This is a genomic window from Candidatus Woesearchaeota archaeon (assembly GCA_016214075.1).
Lineage (GTDB): Archaea > Nanobdellota > Nanobdellia > Woesearchaeales > DSVV01 > JACRPI01.
Map to the genome: position 1 here is coordinate 76058 of JACRPI010000020.1, position 16340 is coordinate 92397.

A 16340-nucleotide genomic window follows, 5' to 3' on the forward strand; every position below is an offset into this window, starting at 1 on the left:
AGTGCCTTTCAAGCCATAACCATTATAAATTTCCTCACACTTTTGTTCTTTTATGGCTGATTATTCGACGCAAATTTTAGATCTTGAAAAAGAACTTTCCAATACAAAATATAACAAACGAACGCAGGGACATATTGGACTTGTTAAAGCAAAACTTGCTATGCTCAAAGAGAAAGAGCGCGCGCGTTCCAGCGGTGGCGCAAAAGGGCAAGGTTTTTCTGTTCGTAAAACAGGAGACGCTTCTGTCATCATGATCGGTTTTCCTTCCGCGGGAAAATCGACGCTTCTCAACGCAATCACCAACGCAAACTCTCCTGTTGGCGCGTATGAGTTTACCACCCTTGATGTTATTCCTGGTTTGCTTGAACACAAACACGCAAAAATTCAAGTTCTTGACGTTCCTGGGATTGTCCGTGGCGCAGCAATGGGTCGTGGACGCGGGAAAGAAGTTCTCGCAGTCATGCAAAACGCAGACGCAGTGTTGTTTATCGTTGATGTTAATAGACCAGAAGCGCTCGCTGTTCTTCAGCAGGAAGTATACGACGCAAATATTCGAGTCAATCAACGAAAACCTGACGTGAAAATTGTTCGAAAAACACGAGGCGGTGTGAGTATTGGTAAGACTGTGCAGTGTCCTGATTTAGATAATAAAACCATTGAAGCGATTTTCAAAGAAATGCGTTTGAATAATGTTGATGTTGTTATTCGAACCCCAATTGGTCCTGATCAACTTATTGACATTATTGAGGGAAATAAACATTACCTGCCCGGCATTGTTATTTTGAACAAAATGGATATGGTTACTCTAGATGAGTTGGAGATTATTAAGAAAAATATCCACGCAGATGTTTGTATTAGCGCTGATAAAAAAATGAATACTGAACTCGTGAAGGATTTAATTTTTGACAGACTTGATTTGATTCGTTTGTATTGCAAGCAGATTGGGAAAAAGGCAGACATGGATGTTCCGCTCATTATGCGACGGGGAACAACGCTTCATGACATGTGCCAGAAATTGCACAAAGATTTTGTTGAGAAATTTCGCTTTGCGAAAATTTGGGGAACATCTGTTAAATTTAACGCGCAGCCTATTCTGAAATTAAAGCATACATTGCATGATAAAGATGTTGTTGAATTGCATATGAAGTAGATAATTTACTATTCATCTCTTCGATCTTGTATAGTAAGAAAATGGTACAACACCAATGACCCCAAAAATAATGAATCCCCAATGATAATTACTTCTTTCTGTATCTGCTTCTGTGATTTCAGGATTACTTTCTAATGTACTCTTTCTTGCTTCAAGCTGTTTCATTGCAGTTTCTCTTACCGTGTCATCTAGGTACTGCAATCCTTTAGTAGCGTTTAATGTTTCTCTCACTGCATAAAGTTCTCTCAAGTCTTCTCTTTGATCTAATTGTGTGACTTGCTGACCACAGTAATACGCACTGCCTAATCCTATAATTGTTGCTGCGACTCCTGCATACGTGAGTATTTTGCTTGTCATTGTTTTTCCCCCGTGGTTAGGTTGTTCTTTCCTGTTTTAATAGTTTACTGTTTTTTCTCTTCTTCTATACGCATTTTCATATTCTTTTATACTCAGGAGTGTTATAAATGGTCCAAATAAAGCAAACATTAATGCCAGTACTCCTCTATCTGTGTGGTAATCTAATTCTTCTCTCGCTTCTCTTATTTCTGCTTGCTCAGGATGAAGTTCTTTTAACTTTCCTTCAATAGAAGCATATAACTCTGCATTTCCTTGCGCAACACGATTTTGATACGCTCTTCTTTCTCTAATCCTTTCTAGCTTATTTATTTCACTTATTTCAGGATACCGTTCATGAATTCTTATTGTTTCAGCTATTTCATATGCAGCAAGGCTCGCACTACTTATTCCTACCATTGCCACTACCAGTAAACCTATATTTCTTACTGTTCTTGTCATTTTTCTAAGAGACTGCTCTCTCCTTTAATAGTTTTCTTGTTTCTTTTTTTTCTCTATTTCACTTTCGAAACATTTAAATACTTCTACATGTTAACACGTAGAATACGTGAGGTGTTGACTGTGGCTCATAATATGACTGTTACCGTTGAAGATAATTTATGGGGTGAGATGCAACAGCATCCAGAGATTCGCTGGGGTACTGTTATGAAAGAAGCAGCTCGGGAAAAATTAAAAGCGCTTTTCATCCTTCAAAGGCTTGCTGCGAAATCATCGTTTACTGAAAAAGAGATTGAGGAGATTTCAGTAAAGCTTGGAAAAAAAATAACTGGAAGAAAATAACTTATTTATTGTCTTCAATGAATTCATTTGTGTTCTTTGTCTTTACTATCTTTTGTTCTCTAAAATCTTTATCATTTGTCCATATAAAATTCGCATTTATTCTAAGCGCAGTTGCAATATACGTAGCATCTTTTATATCTCTCTTTTTCATTATTTCTTCTGCTTTGTTCATGCAGTTACCATAATCACTTTCATTTACAATGGTAACATATCTTAGCAATGCACGTATTTCATTCTCAAACTCTTCTGGCATCTTTCTTGCTTCTTTACAAATAGCTTCTTTATGTTTTCTTATCTCTTCTATAATATATTGCGGTGCATAAAAAGAGTAGTTTTGCGCTGTTAGAATTATTAGTGTTGCTCTTGATCCAAAGAGTGCTGCGATTATAATGTTTGCATCTACTACTATTCTTGCTCTCTTCGGTCTTATCCATCCTCTCATAAATAATACCCCAACGTTGGCACGAGCAAACAACCCATTGCCTGCGTTCTTGTGACTTTCACAATTCCTGGAATAATTCCTATCGCTGTTGTGGTTATGAGAACAAGAAGACCAAGCCATCCAGAAAAGAGGATGGTTAAAAGAATGATCACCGCGATAATGATTCCCGTGAGCAGTTTGTAATTTATCTTTGTCACTATTTTACAAAACATCTTTCCTGTTTTGAGTGTGATCATTGCTGCAATCGCTGCTGTGATAAGGATCGCTGCTGTAAAAAGGAATACTTCTTTCATTCCGATTGTGCCGAGGAGTTCTTCTATCCCAACAATTGCTCCATTTCTCGCTTTTTGGATTGTGTAGAGGGTGATAATGCTCATTAAGAACCCTGTCGCGTTGATACATCCTTGCAGAATCATATATCCATGATCTCCAATGTTCTTCGCGAACTGCATGCCAAACAACGCGCCGATGTTTGGGCTTAACCCAGGAAACAGCGAAATAAATGCTGCGCTGAGCTGCCCTGCAATAATTGCTTTTCCTGCTGCTTTTTTGTCTACGTTAATCATTTCTGTGTCATATTGCATAGGGATATTTTCTTTTTCAAACAAACTCATGATCAGTGTCGCAATTCCAAAAAGACCGCTGAGCAGCGGAAATAGTGGATCTTTGATAGGTAATGCAAAAACTAACAGTCCTGTTATTCCTGCAAGAAGAAACACCACTGCTGCCCATATTCTTTTTTTATTTTGTAGGAGCATCGCAATGATGATGAGAATCAGTAAAAATGCCATGTATTCTTTGATGATATTGTATATTTTTGGAATTAGATATATTAGTGGATACATACAGAGTACTCCACCTATAATTCCAAAAAAACAGCCAATAATACTGAGTTTTACTGCCATTAATCCATTTCCTGTAATAAGATAGCGATGTCCAGGAAGTACACTCAGTGCTGTTTCTGGATTTGGGCATCCTAAGAAAATACTTGGAATGATCTCTAAGAAAATATGCGTGACAGAGAGCGCGACAATGAAAACGCAGAGCGTTATTGGTTCTGCGTATTGAAGGAGTGTTGCTGCTATGGTGACTAAAAGCGTGACCACAAGATTGACGTGGATCCCTGGCGCAAGGCCTGTTCCAATGCCGCAGATAATTCCTGCAGTTATTGCAATGATCAGTTCTATGAAAAGTTCCATTGCTTTTTTTAGAACGTTAGTTAATAAATCTCTATCTTCTGTTTTTCCGAATATCTTTCGGACTATCCGAAAAAAATAGGAGAAATTGCATTATTTTTTCGGCAAAATCGCTTTTTTCCGAAAATCTTTCAGATATACCGAATGCCCTTTATGAATGTTCCAACAACACTTCCTGGGAATGTCACTCCTTCAAATGGAGACCATCCTCCTTTTGTTCTTAGGTCTTCGCGTCGCACTGTTGTTGGCTTTGTTGTATCGAGAAGCGTCAGTGAGCCATAATATCCTGCTTCTATTCTTCCAAACTTACCAAGACCTGTATGTAGTTGGTTGACAAAATTACCTGGATTTTCTGCGCAAACTCGCGCAATATCTTGTGGCATGAATCCATGCTCTTTCATGAGCCATGTAGCGATAAGACCATAGGTATCTAATTGCGGTGTTCCTGATGTTCCATCATGACATGCAAGCGCTCTACATCGTTCTAGATCAGTTTCTTTCAGATGCCTGTAATATTGTTCAGGAGTCATTCCCAATCCTTCTTGTTCTTCTGTTTTGAATTGTTTGAATTTTTCCTCTAATGTGTGCGGCGCGTGATCTGTCGCAAGATGTTGAATGAATCCGCTTTTGAGTGCTTGAATCAATGCAAGCCTGTGTTCTCTTCCTTGCAACGCAGGATTCATCTGTACATACGGCCAGAATTCTGGTCTTTCTTGGAGCATATCTGCGTCATAGAAGAGGTGGAGTGGAGAAACTTCTAACGCGGTGTTGTATCCTCTTGCTCGATGTTTTGCGATCATCTCAAAACTTTTTCCACCGACAGGCCAATGACAGAGTTTCGCGTCAAGTTCATACTCTTCGATAATTTGTAGGACATATTCCAACGCTTTTTCCACGCATGCTACAGGTCTTCTTGCTGCGTGTGTTGCTTGTGTTTTATGTGTTTCTAGAACATCAAAATCTTCTACATGAAAACTCACTCTTTTTCCCTTATAATGTTGGAGTGTGTTTCTTAGTTCTTGTTCGTTTCTAAAAAAAAGCGTTCCGACAGATGGACCTGTAAACACTTTGTACGCGACTTCTTCTTCTAATGGTCTTGTCTCTGGACCAATTCCTACATAATGGAACATGGTGACTTCGTACTCATTGCAGCGGTGCTGATGCCAGTGGAGTTGTGCAGAAGTGATCAGTGGCGCAGGGGTGTTTGGCATGTCACTTGTATGAACGACACCTCCATGAAGCGCTGCTGCGTTAACTGTTGCGTAGTCTTCTTTGTAGCATTGCTTTTCTGTTTCATCTTCTCGCGCGTGAATATGGATGTCTCCAAATCCTGGAAATATAAGAACGCTTTCAGGGAATATATAATCTGGCTTCCCTATTGATCTTTGTTCGAAAAGTCCTGCTCCTTTTTCTACTCTTGTAATAAGTCCTGTCTTTGCGTCAATTGCAATTTGTCCAAAGAATACGTCGTCAGGTCTTACTATTTGCCCTTCAATGATAACATTATTTACCATGCTTTTCGGTGTTTTTTTAGGAATTATAAAGCTATTCTTTCCTCTTTTCTGTCCTATTCTTTTTTTTCAAATTCGTTTTTGAGAATACTGTACATTCGTAAGTTACCATATTGATTGAGTCCATTTAACGCTGCCATCCGCTGTGTTCCTTCATAGACAAATCCACATTTCTTAATTACTGTTTGCGACGGGATGTTTTGCTCTAACGCGGTTATATCTATGCGCACGACCCCTTTTCTTCTGAAGCCATACTCAATCATCTTTTTTACTGCTTCAGTCATATACCCTTTATTTCGATAATCTCTCCCCAGCCAATATCCTATTGCTCCGCTGTTACTCTTTTTTCTATACAGAAAATTAATGGATCCCATAACCTCTCCTGTTTTGCTTTTTATTATGAAAATACTATCGTCATTCCTCTTTCCTTCGTGATAATACTCTCTTATTTTTTTCTTTGTTATAGGAAATGGAATTGTTGTCCAACTCGAGAGTTCTTTGTTTTCTTCTTTAATGATCTTGTACACTGCGTTGACATATTTTGGATGTACGGGAACAAGTTCTAGGTTTTTTGTTCTTATTTTCATTGTTATTATGATATTTTTTAGAAAGATTCTATATTAATGTTTTGGAAAATAAGAAAAAAAACAAAATCAAAAATGTTTTTACAATCGAACTGTCTCATTCATTTTTTGTAATGCCCGCACAGCTGCTCCTGCGTAGTCATTTGGATTTCCTTCTTTTTCATATGCCCAATTAATATCTGAGGATGCATTTATTCTATGGATTCTTAGATCTGTACCACTTCTTCTTAATGCAGCAACAACTTCTTCTAAGCTTCCTCCCTGTTTTCCGATTCCTGGAATTAAAAAGGGAACTTCTACTCTGCAGTTGACATAAAACCTACTTACTTCTTCCAGTTCTTCTGTGCCGCCTGTTCCGCCAAACACTGCGCCTATGCCTTGTTTGTACCACCGCTTTCCTATGAGTTCTGCAACATGTCCATATGTGTTGTTGACATCTTGAATATCTTTTCTTCCTGGATTTGATGTTCGCAAAAGAATGTAGACCCCTTTTCCTGTATCACAGTACTTTACAAAAGGCATTATGGAATCTTCTCCCATGTATGGCGCGACAGTAATTGCGTTAAAGTTCCATTCTTCAGAATTGAACAGCGCTTCTGCATACGCTTCACTTGACGCGCCAATGTCTCCTCGTTTCGCGTCTCCTATAATTGGAATGTTTAGTCTTCTGCACTCTGCGTTGATCGCATCCAATGCTTCAAGCAATCCGTAGCGTTTTCTTCCTCTCTCAAAATACGCGAGATTTGGTTTCACTGCCGCGGGGAAAATTCCTTGTCTTTCACATTCTTGTAAAATGTTGATATAAAATTCTTTTACTGCTCTTTGCACATCTTTGTCTTCTAATCTTTGATCGGGTTGGACTTTTGCTATCTTATCGAGTTGTGGATCAATGCCCATGCAGATGATTGATCTTGTTTCATCCGCACGCTGTTTCAGTTGGTCGAGGTAGTTCATTGTCATTGTTTCACCCTTTATTCAAAGCCGTGTTTTTTGCCCCAGCCTTTTGGGTCTGCTTTCCAGTCCATAACAATTGCTTCATGGTCAGCTGCTATTTTTTCTAATGCTCTCGCTTCTTCTACCATTGCAGTAAAGACTGTTCCTGTGTATAAACTACAGTTTGCTTCTCTAAATGCTTGTTCTGCTTCTGCCATTTCATAGGTTGAGATTGCTAAACATGCTTCGACAATTCCTCCTGCTTCTCGCACTGGTTGAATTGCTCGAACACTGCTTCCTCCTGTGCTGATGTGATCTTCAATGATCAGTACTCTCTGTCCTTGTTCAAATCTTCCTTCTATCTGATTCTTTCTTCCGTGCTCTTTAGGTTTTTCTCGAATGTAAATCATTGGTTTTCTTGTTCTGTCTGCAATGATTCCTGCCCATCCTATTCCCGCAGTTGCAATACCTGCAATTACATCATATTCTATTCTATGTTCTTGGATCATGTCTAGATATACTTTTACAATAGCTTCTCTTGCATCTACATTAGAAAGTAATGCTCTGTTATCGCAATAGATTGGGCTTTTAATTCCAGATGCGTAGGTGTATGGTTCTGTTGATCGAATAATAACGCATGCTGCTTCTAGTTGTACTCGTGCCACTCTTCTTTCTCTGCTTTCTGCTGCATACAATGTAGTCATAGTTTTCACCTTGTTTCTTCCTTCTTACAAAATCTTTAGTTTTCCTTTCGCGTCATCAATACTCGCGTATCCTTTCTTCTCTAAGAATAATCTTAATTCATTATCCAATCGTTCAAAACATGTAGGACCTTCTTTTTGCAATGTTGTGCCGACTTGCACTGCGCTTGCTCCCGCTAACAAGAATTCAAACGCGTCAACTCCTGTCTGAATTCCTCCAACGCCAATGATGTCGATGTCTGCTCTGAGGAGTTCTCTAAATTTTCTGACATTCGCGAGCGCGATTGGTTTGATATATGCGCCTCCTAAGCCACCGAACCCTCCTTTTGGTTTGATAACGACTGATTCTGTTTCGGGATCAATGAAGAGCGCGTTGCCGACGGAATTAATGCAGGTCACAAATTTTATGTTGTACTTATTTAGTATTGCTGCCATTTGTTCAAAGTGCACAAAATCAAAATATGGAGAGAGTTTAACGCCGAGCGGCTTTTTGCTGATCTTTGTTATTTCCCTCAGCACTACTTCTGTTTGTTCGAAATCATAACATACTTGTGGTTTTCCTACAATGTTTGGACAGGAAAGATTTACTTCATACGCATCAATTTCTGGAATAGTGTTGAGGTGATTAATGATTTTCATATTGTCTTCTAACTTTAATCCAGAAACACTCACCAAATATGGTTTTTTGAACTTGTTTTTTAGGATCGGAGCGAATTCTCCATACTTCATGTAGCCGAGATTTGGCAAACCCATAGAATTTATTGAGCCCAGATTGAGTTCTTTATATCGTGGTTCTGGATTTCCTTCTCGCGGTTCATATGTGCAGGATTTTGAAAGAATGACTCCGCTTTTTGACGCGCCTAGTGCTTCCAAATGTTCGATTGTTGTGCATTTTGGACCAGACGCGTTAAAGAAATAGGTTTCCAATGGAATTCCTCCAATGGTTGTTTTCAGGTTCGTCATTAAAAAAGAAGGAGAGGAATTCAGGTTTTAAATGGGTTGTGTTTTTTACATCGCCCGTAACTTACTAATTCTATCATTAATATCCGGATGCGTCGCAAATAATCCAGTCACAAAACCTTTTGTTTTTCTAAACGGGGTTGAAATAAACAAATGCGCTGTCGCTTTATTCGCTTTATCCACAAGCGGATCAGGATCTGCTTTGATCTTTTCGAGCGCGCTTGCAAGTCCTTCTGGATTTCTTGTCAGTAACGCCCCATTCGCGTCCGCGAGATACTCTCGTCTTCTGCTTACTGCTAACTTAATCATTTCTCCGATAATCGGCGCAAGAATCGCAAGCACAAACGCAACGACAATGAGTATAATTACCAACTGGCCACCATCTTTCCGATCTCTTCCTGCGCCACCCCACAAAAAGGTTCTGAAAATAAAGTCGCTGAGAAGAATAGTGATCCCTACGAGGACTGCGGTGATGAGCATCACCCGAATATCGTAATTTTTGATGTGCGACATTTCGTGGCCTATAACTCCTTCTATCTCTTGTCTGTTAAGCTTGTTCAGTAATCCTGTGGTAACGGTGATTGACGCGTTCTTTGGATCTGTTCCTGTCGCAAACGCGTTCAATGCTGTATCGTCAATCACATAACATTTTGGTGTAGGAATTCCTGCCGCAATCGCTACTCCTTCTACTGTGTGGAACAAATGAGGAAATTCTCGTTTGCTGACTTCTCTCGCGCCTGTTGTTTTGAGAATAATATTGCTTCCTTGAGCATACATGATGATGGTGTAGAAAATCGCGCCAAAGATTGCCATGCCAAACCCAAAGATTGGTGTTCCGTAGAGGATGCCTAAGAAATATCCAAGTATCGCGATGATGAAGATGAATACTGACATAATGAGATAGGTCTTTATTTTGTTCCATCGTACTTCTTCATGGATATTGAGTTTTGTTTCCATTTTATTCACTTTTCTTATTTTATTTGTTCTTCACATGTCCTTAAAATATTATTTCAAAAATACCCCATTGCTGACGCAATGGGTCCCCCTGACAATCTTGCTTTTGCAGGTGCGTGTTTCTGCTGCTGAGCGAATATTCGCCTTATTGCTTGAATCGCATCGCAGTCCTATTGAATCCCTATATCTTTATTATTTATTTTTTACTACTGCATACATAATTAAAAAAAGAAAAAACTAAAATTGAACCTTCACATTCTTGCGTTCTTCTTCTGGAACAGGATACATTTCTTTTTCCTTGAATCCAAATGATTTTGCAATCATGTTTGTTGGAACAGTTTCCACTTTATTGTTGTATTCCAAAACCATATCATTGTAATGCTGCCTTGCATACGCAATCTTGCTTTCTGTGCCTGATAATTCTTCCTGCAATTGGAGGAAGTTTTCATTTGCCTGCAATTTTGGATAATTTTCAGATACTGCGAACAGTGTCTTTAGTGTGCCTTCAAGCATATTTTCTGCTTTTGCTTTGTCTTTGACAGAACTTGCGCCCATAAACGCTGTTCGCGCTTTTGTACATTCTTCAAGCACTCCTTTCTCATGCTTTGCATACCCTTTGACTGTTTCAATGAGATTTGGGATTAAGTCAAATCTTCGTTTTAACTGGACGTCAATTTGCGCCCACGCGTTGTCAATTTGGTTTTGTAATCGCACTAAACCATTGTATAATACTATTCCTATAATGAGCAGCACTGCTGCGATAATTCCTACTATAAGCCATACCATTGTTGATCACCTGTTGATTTTACTTAGAATACTTTATTTGGCTTTAAAGTTTGCGCTCTTTTACTCCATTATAAGATGTTTCTTTATCTTCTAATCTTCTAAACGGTTTCTCTTTGCACGCTTCTTCATGAACATGCGCAATAATACTTGCAGTTCGTGGTAAGATGAAAAATCCTCGCCCAATCTTCCAGTCAAAACCCATTTCGAGTATGACTGCAGCGATCGCGCCATCAATGTTGATGCAGAGTTTTTTTCCTTTCTTCTTTTCTAAATAGGATTCTATTTTTTGCACTGTTTCAATATATTTTCCTGCATAGCCTGCTTTCTTTGCTTGCTGAAAAATCGCCTGCGCTCGTGGATCATGGTCTGTGTAGATTTTGTGGCCAAAACCAGGAATGCGCTGCTTTCTTTCCATCATGTTGTCCACAATATGTTTCGCAATCTCTTCTGCTGATTTGTTTTTCATTTCTTCATCGATATGCGAATGAAGGAGTTGCGCGCATTGTTCCATCGCGCCGCCATGATGCTGACCAATCGCTAATATTCCTGCCGCAACCGCGCTGTTCATTTGTCCTGAACCAGAATATGCGATTCGCGCAGCGGTGATTGATGGTGGAGTTATTCCATGTTCCATCGCGCTGATAAGAATGGTGTTGAACAATGCTTCTTCTTTTTTGTTTGGAAGTTCTCCTTTCCAAAGTAACCAAATTGCTTGGGTGAAATTGCATTTGGTCATCAGGTCTTCGACATTATAACCTCTGATGAGTGTCTTTTCTTCTGTCGCAACACTGATAGATGTTTTCCAGCCTTGTTCCATATCTCTTGCTGAGATACGGTTGTTTATATTGCTTGTGGAAGAAGAATGTGTTGTTGCTATTTTATAACTCTCCTTTTCTGTCTGCTATGATTGTATCATAAACAGACCATGCTTGACAACATCCGCATCCATTCTCATAATTTGGACAATGTTTTCCGTATAAGTTTTCTATTTTATGTTTCAGCCAATTTTCATAAACTCTTTCTTTCCTTTTTGTCATCACAAATGTTGTTATTCACTTCTATTTAACTCTTTCCTCAACAAAATATTTATACTCTTTTTTTATCCTTCTTTTTATGGTCATAAAAAATGTCGTTACTGTTTTTATTTTTCATAATAATAAACTTCTTTTACTCAAAAGAAAAAAACAACCATATTTAGATTGCTGGGCTCCTCCTGGCGGGAAATTGGATGGTGATGAATCTCCTGAACAGGCTGCAGTTCGAGAGATAGTAGAAGAAGTGAATCTTCATGTTACTCTTGAAAAATATCTTGGTTCGTATCTCAACCCAGAAACAGAAGTCCTCGATCATGTATTTACTACAACTTCTTTCTCAGGCACTGTGCATAACAACGAACCAGAGAAACACGAAACTGTTGCTTGGTTTTCCTTAGATGAAATCCCTCAAAACACGAGTTGGATAGTGAAAAGATGGCTGGAATTGAAGAAATGAACTAAATTATTCTAACAACTCCTTTACTCTCTCCACAATCTCATGATGCACTTCAACGACATGAACACCTGCAGAATTTAATGCAGCGACTTTCGCCGCTCGTGTTCCTTTGCCTTCTTCAATAATTGCTCCTGCATGACCTAATGTTGTTGAAGGGAGCATTTCTGCGAATTTTCCAGAAATAAACGCAATCACTGGTTTTGGATAGTTTGTTTTTTTGATATACTCCGCAGCGTCTTCTTCTGCTGTTCCTCCTATCTCTCCAAACAGAACAATTACTTTTGTTTCTTCATCGCTTTTGAACATTTCTAACAGTTCTACGTAATTTGTGCCCATGATAACATCTGCGCCACAACCCACTACTGTAGATTGTCCAATCCCTGCTTTTGTCAGAATAGATGCTGTTTCTGAAGACATACCGCCGCTCTTTGAAATAATTCCTACATTTCCTTTACTGAATTGTTCACTTGTTAATCCGCCAATCATCCCCACTTTTGCTTTTCCTGGACTAATGATGCCAATAGATGTTGGACCAATAATTGTTGCATGGTGTTTTTTTGCTAGCGCAACACAGTGTGCAGTATCTTTGATAGGAATGTTTTCTGTAATGACATTAATGAGCTTGATGTTTGCTTCGAGCGCTTCAATCACTGCGTCTTTCGCTCCTTTTGCTGGCACGATAATTATGGATATGGTGATGTCTGGATGCGTTTGCATTGCTTCTTTGCAACTATTGTAGACAGGAACTCCCTCTACTGTTTCTCCTCCTTTACCTGGACGGACTCCCGCAACGACATTTGTTTGGTAAGATTGCATAAACTGCGTTGCTCGAATTCCTTCTTTTCCAGTTATTCCTTGCACAAGGACTTTTGTTTTCTCGTTGATTAAAATGCTCATTTTTGTTTGCTCTCGTTGTTTTATTTTGTATTTTACTTCTTTTAATAATAAATACCCCATTCCCACTTCATGTGGGAATGGGTCCCCCTGATGTTTTTGCCTTTGTTGGTGCGTGTTTTTTCTTTACTTTGCATTTTTTTACTTCTTTATTTTTTTTCTAACAAGCACAGCGTTTTCTCTCCTGTATTTTTTCAGCCATTTTTTTTGCCGCAACAGTAATAGGTGTTTCATCGCCATACCATTCCATATCTAAGCAGAGTTCTTTTGCTGTTTGTTCGACTACTATTTTCGCTTCCTTATCTCCTGGTCCTGCGCGTCTGAAGATAATGGGATATTCAGGTTTTAATTCTTTGATGACTTTTATGATCGCAGCGATTGTTTCATGAATCTGCGTAAAATTCGCTTTTGCTCCGACGACAAATAATCCCTTGAGATTTGGTTTGTGCATCACAATTCTTGTCAACGCTTCCACTTTTTCTGGACTTGGATTTCCACTGTATTCTGTATAATTCGCAGGCTTTTGCTTGTAGCTGATCAGCGCGTCCACTGCTGTAATGCTTGCGCCGCCACCTGACGCGAGTATGCCAACATCTCCTTCTAATTCGATGTATGTTTTTCCCGCAATTCCTCTGTGATCGAGTTCGTTGACCTTGTTTGCCGCGATTTCTGCCTCTGTTTTTTCTCTGCCTATTCCTACTCTTTGTGGGAATTGAATATTTTGTCTGAACAACGCATCGTCGTCAAGAATTATTTTCGCGTCAGCCGCGATGAGATCGTTGCTTTCTGTTTCAATAAGTGGATTTATCTCGAGTAATTTCATATCTTTGTCTATAAATAATTTGTAGAGCTTTTCCAATAGTGGAATCATCTGCAGATTTGCTATTCCTGCTTTGTGAAGGATGTGCTTTGCTTCATGTTCTGTGATGCTGTTGAGGATGTTTACTTGTTCCACAATCACTTTGCTTGGATGGATATTTTTTGTTTCTTCAACATCTACTCCTCCTTGACTGCTTGCGATGATCACCGGATTTCTTGTCTTTGTGTCGTAGGTTATTGCGAGGTAGAACTCGTTTTTTATCTTGCACTTTGTTTCGATGAGGAGTTTTTTTACTGTTTCAAAGCTGTGGTGTTCGTGGAGGAGTTGTTTTGTTATTGTTTGAATCTCTTCTTTTGTTTTTGCGGATTTGATTAACCCCGCTTTTCCTCGCTTACCTTCTAATGTCTGCGCTTTGATGATTACTTCTTCTGTTGGTTCTTGGATTTCTCTTGTGTTTTCTATTATGTATCCTTCTGGAACAGCTATTCCTGCTTCTTTGAGGAGTTGTTTTCCTTCGAATTCGTAGAGTTTCATGAAGAATTGTCTCTTTGTTGTTCTTTTAAAGGTTGTGGAAGTTGGATGGAGAGGTTAGTATTTGTACCCCTACAAATTATTTTTTTTGATAGAATTGTAGGGGTACATTCTATTTATGGTATTTTGGATAAAATTTTTTTCACAATCCCTTTCTCTGCATCCACTTCAACAAGATCGCCGTCTTTGAGCATTCGTGTTGCATTCTTAGTTCCAATCACACAAGGGATTTTTAACTCTCTTGAGAGAATTGCTGCGTGACACACAAGTCCGCCTTCATCTGTGATAATCGCTGTTGCTTTCTCGATAAACGGCATGTAGATTGGACTTGTACTTACTGAAACTAAGATTTCTCCTTTGTTAAATATGACTCCTTTAATTGTTCGATCATTCACTATTCTGACTCTTCCCTTTACTATTCCAGGATATGCGCAGCGACCTTTGATCTCTTGTTCTTTTGTAATGGGTTCTAACATTTCAATGATTTTTTCTGCATCAGTTCTGAAAGAAATATATTCTTTCTCATCAATGACTGCATAAACATAATTTCCTTCTTGATTCTTTCTCTCGTTATACTTCTGCCACTCTTTTGCGAGAATTTCTTTATATGTCAGATAATTTACAGCATTTTCATTTACTCCTGCTTTTTTTGCTTCTTTTTGCGCAAGAGGGATAATTATCTCTTCAATTATTCTTGGATAATATGATATTGCTCGTAGCTGTTCTGTCTTTTTGATCACTTCTTTGTCTTTGATTTCATTGAGAAATTCTCCTGCTCTGTAGGGAAGCGCTGTTGCATGCAGACTCAAAATGATTAAAAATTGCACTGCCTCTTGTAATGTTAGCGTTTCTTTTTTCGCAAGAATCCTTTCTGCTTGTTTATTGAGTTGTTCTGCTTTCTCAAGAAGTGTTCGTATCTTTTTTGTGTTTGTATAGATTTCTTTTGCGCATTTGTTATATGCTTCTACTTGTTCTTTTGGCCGGTAGCATCGTGCAACGTCTTTCTTTTCTTCTAGAAATAACACGTCTGGAAATCGTGCACCAAGAACTCGTTTCCATTCTTCTGATTCATACCATGTATGCCATAATGATGCACCAAAAAGATTAAATGGGCGCGTTAAGTAGTACTGCCAGTTTCTTGCTTTTAGAATGATGTTTATTTTGTTCATTGTATCTTCCTTACAATTCCTTTCTCTGCGTCGACTTCGACAAGATCACCATCTTTCAGAATCTTTGTTGCGATTTTTGTGCCGATAATGCATGGTTTCTTGATTTCTCTCGCAATGATCGCAGCGTGACAGATCAAGCCCCCTTCATTTGTCACAATTGCCTTGCATTTCTCCAAAACAGGCAGTAATGTTGGATTTGTGTTTATGGAAACAATAATATCTCCTTCTTGAAATTTATCCATATCATCCACTGCATTAATGATGCACACTCTTCCCTGGACAATTCCAGCACATGCACTTCTTCCCTGCACTTCTGTTTGTTCTTTCACACTGTTCTCTACAATATTGAGCTTTTCTTTTATCTTTTCATCGTAAAGGAAGATTGCTTTTTCTCTTTCATCAAAATACCACCAGCAGCCATTTTTTCGCTTGGAAATCTCTTGAACATCTTTCTGTTTTTCAAATATTTCTCTGACTTCTTCTGTTGTGCAGTATGCGTAATCTTTGGAATCAGCTCTTTTTGTTATTTCTGCTGCTTGCTTCCATATTTCTTCAATCACTGGTTGAAGTGCTCGTCTTGTTTTTTTTCGGAATGCTTGAAACTCTTTTCTTATTTTTTCATATCTTCTTTGCTCTTCTTCAGTCATTCCTTGTTCCATCGCATATAATACATACCATGGAATGCAGGTGAGATAGAGAAAAATATGCTCCATTTCATCAATAATCTCTCTGTACTGCTTTTTGAACTTTATATTCTTCTCTGAAAATCTCTTCATTAACGTTTCTTCTCTCTTTTGATACTGCTTCCCTTTCTTTATCCATTCTTGCAGTTTTGGATTCTTCTCTTTGATTATTTTAAGGAAATGTGTCACTACTGCTTTCATCTCCGCATCTGAGCGATATGTTGTCGCAAATCCATCTTTATACCAACACAACTCTTTTCTAAATCTGAAGCCAGTCTCTTGTTCCATTAATGTACTATATGCTTTATAGAAAATAGAAACATAGAAAATATTGCTCTTTCTCTCTAAATGCAATATCCAGTCTATTTTTTTGAGCGTTTTGATGGAAGTCATCGTAGTTT

General features: G+C 38.6%; 20 protein-coding genes. 3 read left to right on the top strand and 17 right to left on the bottom strand.

Translation table 11 applies throughout. The features are described 5' to 3' along the window. Positions 1-52: 52 nt before the first annotated feature. Entirely contained in the window at positions 53-1150 is a 1098-nt protein-coding gene (locus HZC31_04245) for a 50S ribosome-binding GTPase (GenBank protein MBI5002570.1), read from the top strand. Positions 1151-1162: 12 nt separating this feature from the next. On the opposite strand, the gene HZC31_04250 is transcribed toward HZC31_04245, so the two are convergent. Both HZC31_04250 and HZC31_04255 read right to left on the bottom strand, forming a co-directional pair. Then, entirely contained in the window at positions 1163-1507 is a 345-nt protein-coding gene (locus HZC31_04250; protein MBI5002571.1) for a hypothetical protein, read from the bottom strand. Positions 1508-1543: 36 nt separating this feature from the next. Further along, a complete protein-coding gene (locus HZC31_04255; protein MBI5002572.1) occupies positions 1544-1945 on the bottom strand; it encodes a hypothetical protein in 402 nt (133 codons plus the stop codon). Positions 1946-2065: 120 nt separating this feature from the next. Between HZC31_04255 and HZC31_04260 the strand changes: the two genes are divergently transcribed. Continuing rightward, complete coding sequence (locus HZC31_04260) at positions 2066-2284, top strand: hypothetical protein (protein ID MBI5002573.1); 219 nt, start codon at positions 2066-2068, stop codon at positions 2282-2284. 1 nt (position 2285) lies between these two features. Here HZC31_04260 and HZC31_04265 read toward each other — a convergent pair whose 3' ends face one another. From HZC31_04265 to HZC31_04315, 11 genes are all read right to left on the bottom strand, one after another. Then, positions 2286-2726 (bottom strand): putative toxin-antitoxin system toxin component, PIN family, encoded by a 441-nt coding sequence (locus HZC31_04265; GenBank protein ID MBI5002574.1) that lies wholly within the window; start codon positions 2724-2726, stop codon positions 2286-2288. Continuing rightward, complete coding sequence (locus HZC31_04270; GenBank protein ID MBI5002575.1) at positions 2723-3925, bottom strand: tripartite tricarboxylate transporter permease; 1203 nt, start codon at positions 3923-3925, stop codon at positions 2723-2725. The genes HZC31_04265 and HZC31_04270 overlap by 4 nt, the downstream gene beginning before the upstream one ends. 128 nt (positions 3926-4053) lie before the next feature. Continuing rightward, positions 4054-5436 (bottom strand): amidohydrolase family protein, encoded by a 1383-nt coding sequence (locus tag HZC31_04275; GenBank protein ID MBI5002576.1) that lies wholly within the window; start codon positions 5434-5436, stop codon positions 4054-4056. Between the two features lie 53 nt (positions 5437-5489). Continuing rightward, on the bottom strand, positions 5490-6020 hold the full coding sequence (locus HZC31_04280; protein ID MBI5002577.1) for a GNAT family N-acetyltransferase: 531 nt from the start codon (positions 6018-6020) through the stop codon (positions 5490-5492). 78 nt (positions 6021-6098) lie between these two features. Further along, on the bottom strand, positions 6099-6977 hold the full coding sequence (pyrF, locus tag HZC31_04285) for an orotidine-5'-phosphate decarboxylase (GenBank protein MBI5002578.1): 879 nt from the start codon (positions 6975-6977) through the stop codon (positions 6099-6101). A gap of 11 nt (positions 6978-6988) precedes the next feature. Then, positions 6989-7654: an orotate phosphoribosyltransferase gene (gene pyrE, locus HZC31_04290; GenBank protein ID MBI5002579.1), complete on the bottom strand. Its 666-nt coding sequence runs from the start codon at positions 7652-7654 to the stop codon at positions 6989-6991. Positions 7655-7678: 24 nt separating this feature from the next. Further along, a complete protein-coding gene (locus HZC31_04295; protein MBI5002580.1) occupies positions 7679-8614 on the bottom strand; it encodes a dihydroorotate oxidase in 936 nt (311 codons plus the stop codon). A 45-nt stretch (positions 8615-8659) separates the two neighbouring features. Beyond that, positions 8660-9568 (bottom strand): M48 family metalloprotease, encoded by a 909-nt coding sequence (locus tag HZC31_04300; GenBank protein ID MBI5002581.1) that lies wholly within the window; start codon positions 9566-9568, stop codon positions 8660-8662. A gap of 234 nt (positions 9569-9802) precedes the next feature. Next, on the bottom strand, positions 9803-10351 hold the full coding sequence (locus HZC31_04305) for a LemA family protein (GenBank protein MBI5002582.1): 549 nt from the start codon (positions 10349-10351) through the stop codon (positions 9803-9805). Between the two features lie 43 nt (positions 10352-10394). Then, positions 10395-11168, bottom strand: coding sequence for a citryl-CoA lyase (locus HZC31_04310; protein MBI5002583.1), 774 nt, complete (start codon positions 11166-11168; stop codon positions 10395-10397). Between the two features lie 61 nt (positions 11169-11229). After that, complete coding sequence (locus HZC31_04315) at positions 11230-11388, bottom strand: hypothetical protein (GenBank protein MBI5002584.1); 159 nt, start codon at positions 11386-11388, stop codon at positions 11230-11232. Positions 11389-11464: 76 nt separating this feature from the next. Here HZC31_04315 and HZC31_04320 point away from each other — a divergent pair, with 76 nt between their 5' ends. Further along, complete coding sequence (locus HZC31_04320) at positions 11465-11842, top strand: NUDIX hydrolase (GenBank protein ID MBI5002585.1); 378 nt, start codon at positions 11465-11467, stop codon at positions 11840-11842. Between the two features lie 6 nt (positions 11843-11848). On the opposite strand, the gene HZC31_04325 is transcribed toward HZC31_04320, so the two are convergent. The 4 genes from HZC31_04325 to HZC31_04340 all read right to left on the bottom strand — a co-directional run bounded on the left by HZC31_04325 (position 11849) and on the right by HZC31_04340 (position 16332). Further along, the gene (locus HZC31_04325; protein MBI5002586.1) at positions 11849-12739 is read right to left on the bottom strand and encodes a CoA-binding protein; all 891 of its coding nucleotides are present in this window, start codon (positions 12737-12739) and stop codon (positions 11849-11851) included. 157 nt (positions 12740-12896) lie between these two features. Beyond that, positions 12897-14090 carry an acetate--CoA ligase family protein gene (locus HZC31_04330; protein ID MBI5002587.1) on the bottom strand — a complete coding sequence of 398 codons (1194 nt, stop codon included), beginning with the start codon at positions 14088-14090 and terminating at the stop codon, positions 12897-12899. Positions 14091-14203: 113 nt separating this feature from the next. Further along, positions 14204-15256, bottom strand: coding sequence for a hypothetical protein (locus tag HZC31_04335; GenBank protein ID MBI5002588.1), 1053 nt, complete (start codon positions 15254-15256; stop codon positions 14204-14206). Beyond that, complete coding sequence (locus tag HZC31_04340) at positions 15253-16332, bottom strand: hypothetical protein (GenBank protein ID MBI5002589.1); 1080 nt, start codon at positions 16330-16332, stop codon at positions 15253-15255. Before HZC31_04340 ends, HZC31_04335 begins: the two co-directional genes overlap by 4 nt. Positions 16333-16340: the final 8 nt, after the last annotated feature.

What these genes read in the sequence shown, in the direction of transcription:
- HZC31_04245 (MBI5002570.1), top strand. Translation starts at nt 53, where the DNA reads ATGGCTGATTATTCGACGCAAATTTTAGATCTTGAAAAAGAACTTTCC.
- HZC31_04250 (MBI5002571.1), bottom strand. Translation starts at nt 1,507, where the DNA reads ATGACAAGCAAAATACTCACGTATGCAGGAGTCGCAGCAACAATTATA.
- HZC31_04255 (MBI5002572.1), bottom strand. Translation starts at nt 1,945, where the DNA reads ATGACAAGAACAGTAAGAAATATAGGTTTACTGGTAGTGGCAATGGTA.
- HZC31_04265 (MBI5002574.1), bottom strand. Translation starts at nt 2,726, where the DNA reads ATGAGAGGATGGATAAGACCGAAGAGAGCAAGAATAGTAGTAGATGCA.
- HZC31_04270 (MBI5002575.1), bottom strand. Translation starts at nt 3,925, where the DNA reads ATGGAACTTTTCATAGAACTGATCATTGCAATAACTGCAGGAATTATC.
- HZC31_04275 (MBI5002576.1), bottom strand. Translation starts at nt 5,436, where the DNA reads ATGGTAAATAATGTTATCATTGAAGGGCAAATAGTAAGACCTGACGAC.
- HZC31_04280 (MBI5002577.1), bottom strand. Translation starts at nt 6,020, where the DNA reads ATGAAAATAAGAACAAAAAACCTAGAACTTGTTCCCGTACATCCAAAA.
- pyrF (MBI5002578.1), bottom strand. Translation starts at nt 6,977, where the DNA reads ATGACAATGAACTACCTCGACCAACTGAAACAGCGTGCGGATGAAACA.
- pyrE (MBI5002579.1), bottom strand. Translation starts at nt 7,654, where the DNA reads ATGACTACATTGTATGCAGCAGAAAGCAGAGAAAGAAGAGTGGCACGA.
- HZC31_04295 (MBI5002580.1), bottom strand. Translation starts at nt 8,614, where the DNA reads ATGACGAACCTGAAAACAACCATTGGAGGAATTCCATTGGAAACCTAT.
- HZC31_04300 (MBI5002581.1), bottom strand. Translation starts at nt 9,568, where the DNA reads ATGGAAACAAAACTCAATATCCATGAAGAAGTACGATGGAACAAAATA.
- HZC31_04305 (MBI5002582.1), bottom strand. Translation starts at nt 10,351, where the DNA reads ATGGTATGGCTTATAGTAGGAATTATCGCAGCAGTGCTGCTCATTATA.
- HZC31_04310 (MBI5002583.1), bottom strand. Translation starts at nt 11,168, where the DNA reads ATGGAACAAGGCTGGAAAACATCTATCAGTGTTGCGACAGAAGAAAAG.
- HZC31_04315 (MBI5002584.1), bottom strand. Translation starts at nt 11,388, where the DNA reads ATGACAAAAAGGAAAGAAAGAGTTTATGAAAATTGGCTGAAACATAAA.
- HZC31_04320 (MBI5002585.1), top strand. Translation starts at nt 11,465, where the DNA reads ATGGTCATAAAAAATGTCGTTACTGTTTTTATTTTTCATAATAATAAA.
- HZC31_04325 (MBI5002586.1), bottom strand. Translation starts at nt 12,739, where the DNA reads ATGAGCATTTTAATCAACGAGAAAACAAAAGTCCTTGTGCAAGGAATA.
- HZC31_04330 (MBI5002587.1), bottom strand. Translation starts at nt 14,090, where the DNA reads ATGAAACTCTACGAATTCGAAGGAAAACAACTCCTCAAAGAAGCAGGA.
- HZC31_04335 (MBI5002588.1), bottom strand. Translation starts at nt 15,256, where the DNA reads ATGAACAAAATAAACATCATTCTAAAAGCAAGAAACTGGCAGTACTAC.
- HZC31_04340 (MBI5002589.1), bottom strand. Translation starts at nt 16,332, where the DNA reads ATGACTTCCATCAAAACGCTCAAAAAAATAGACTGGATATTGCATTTA.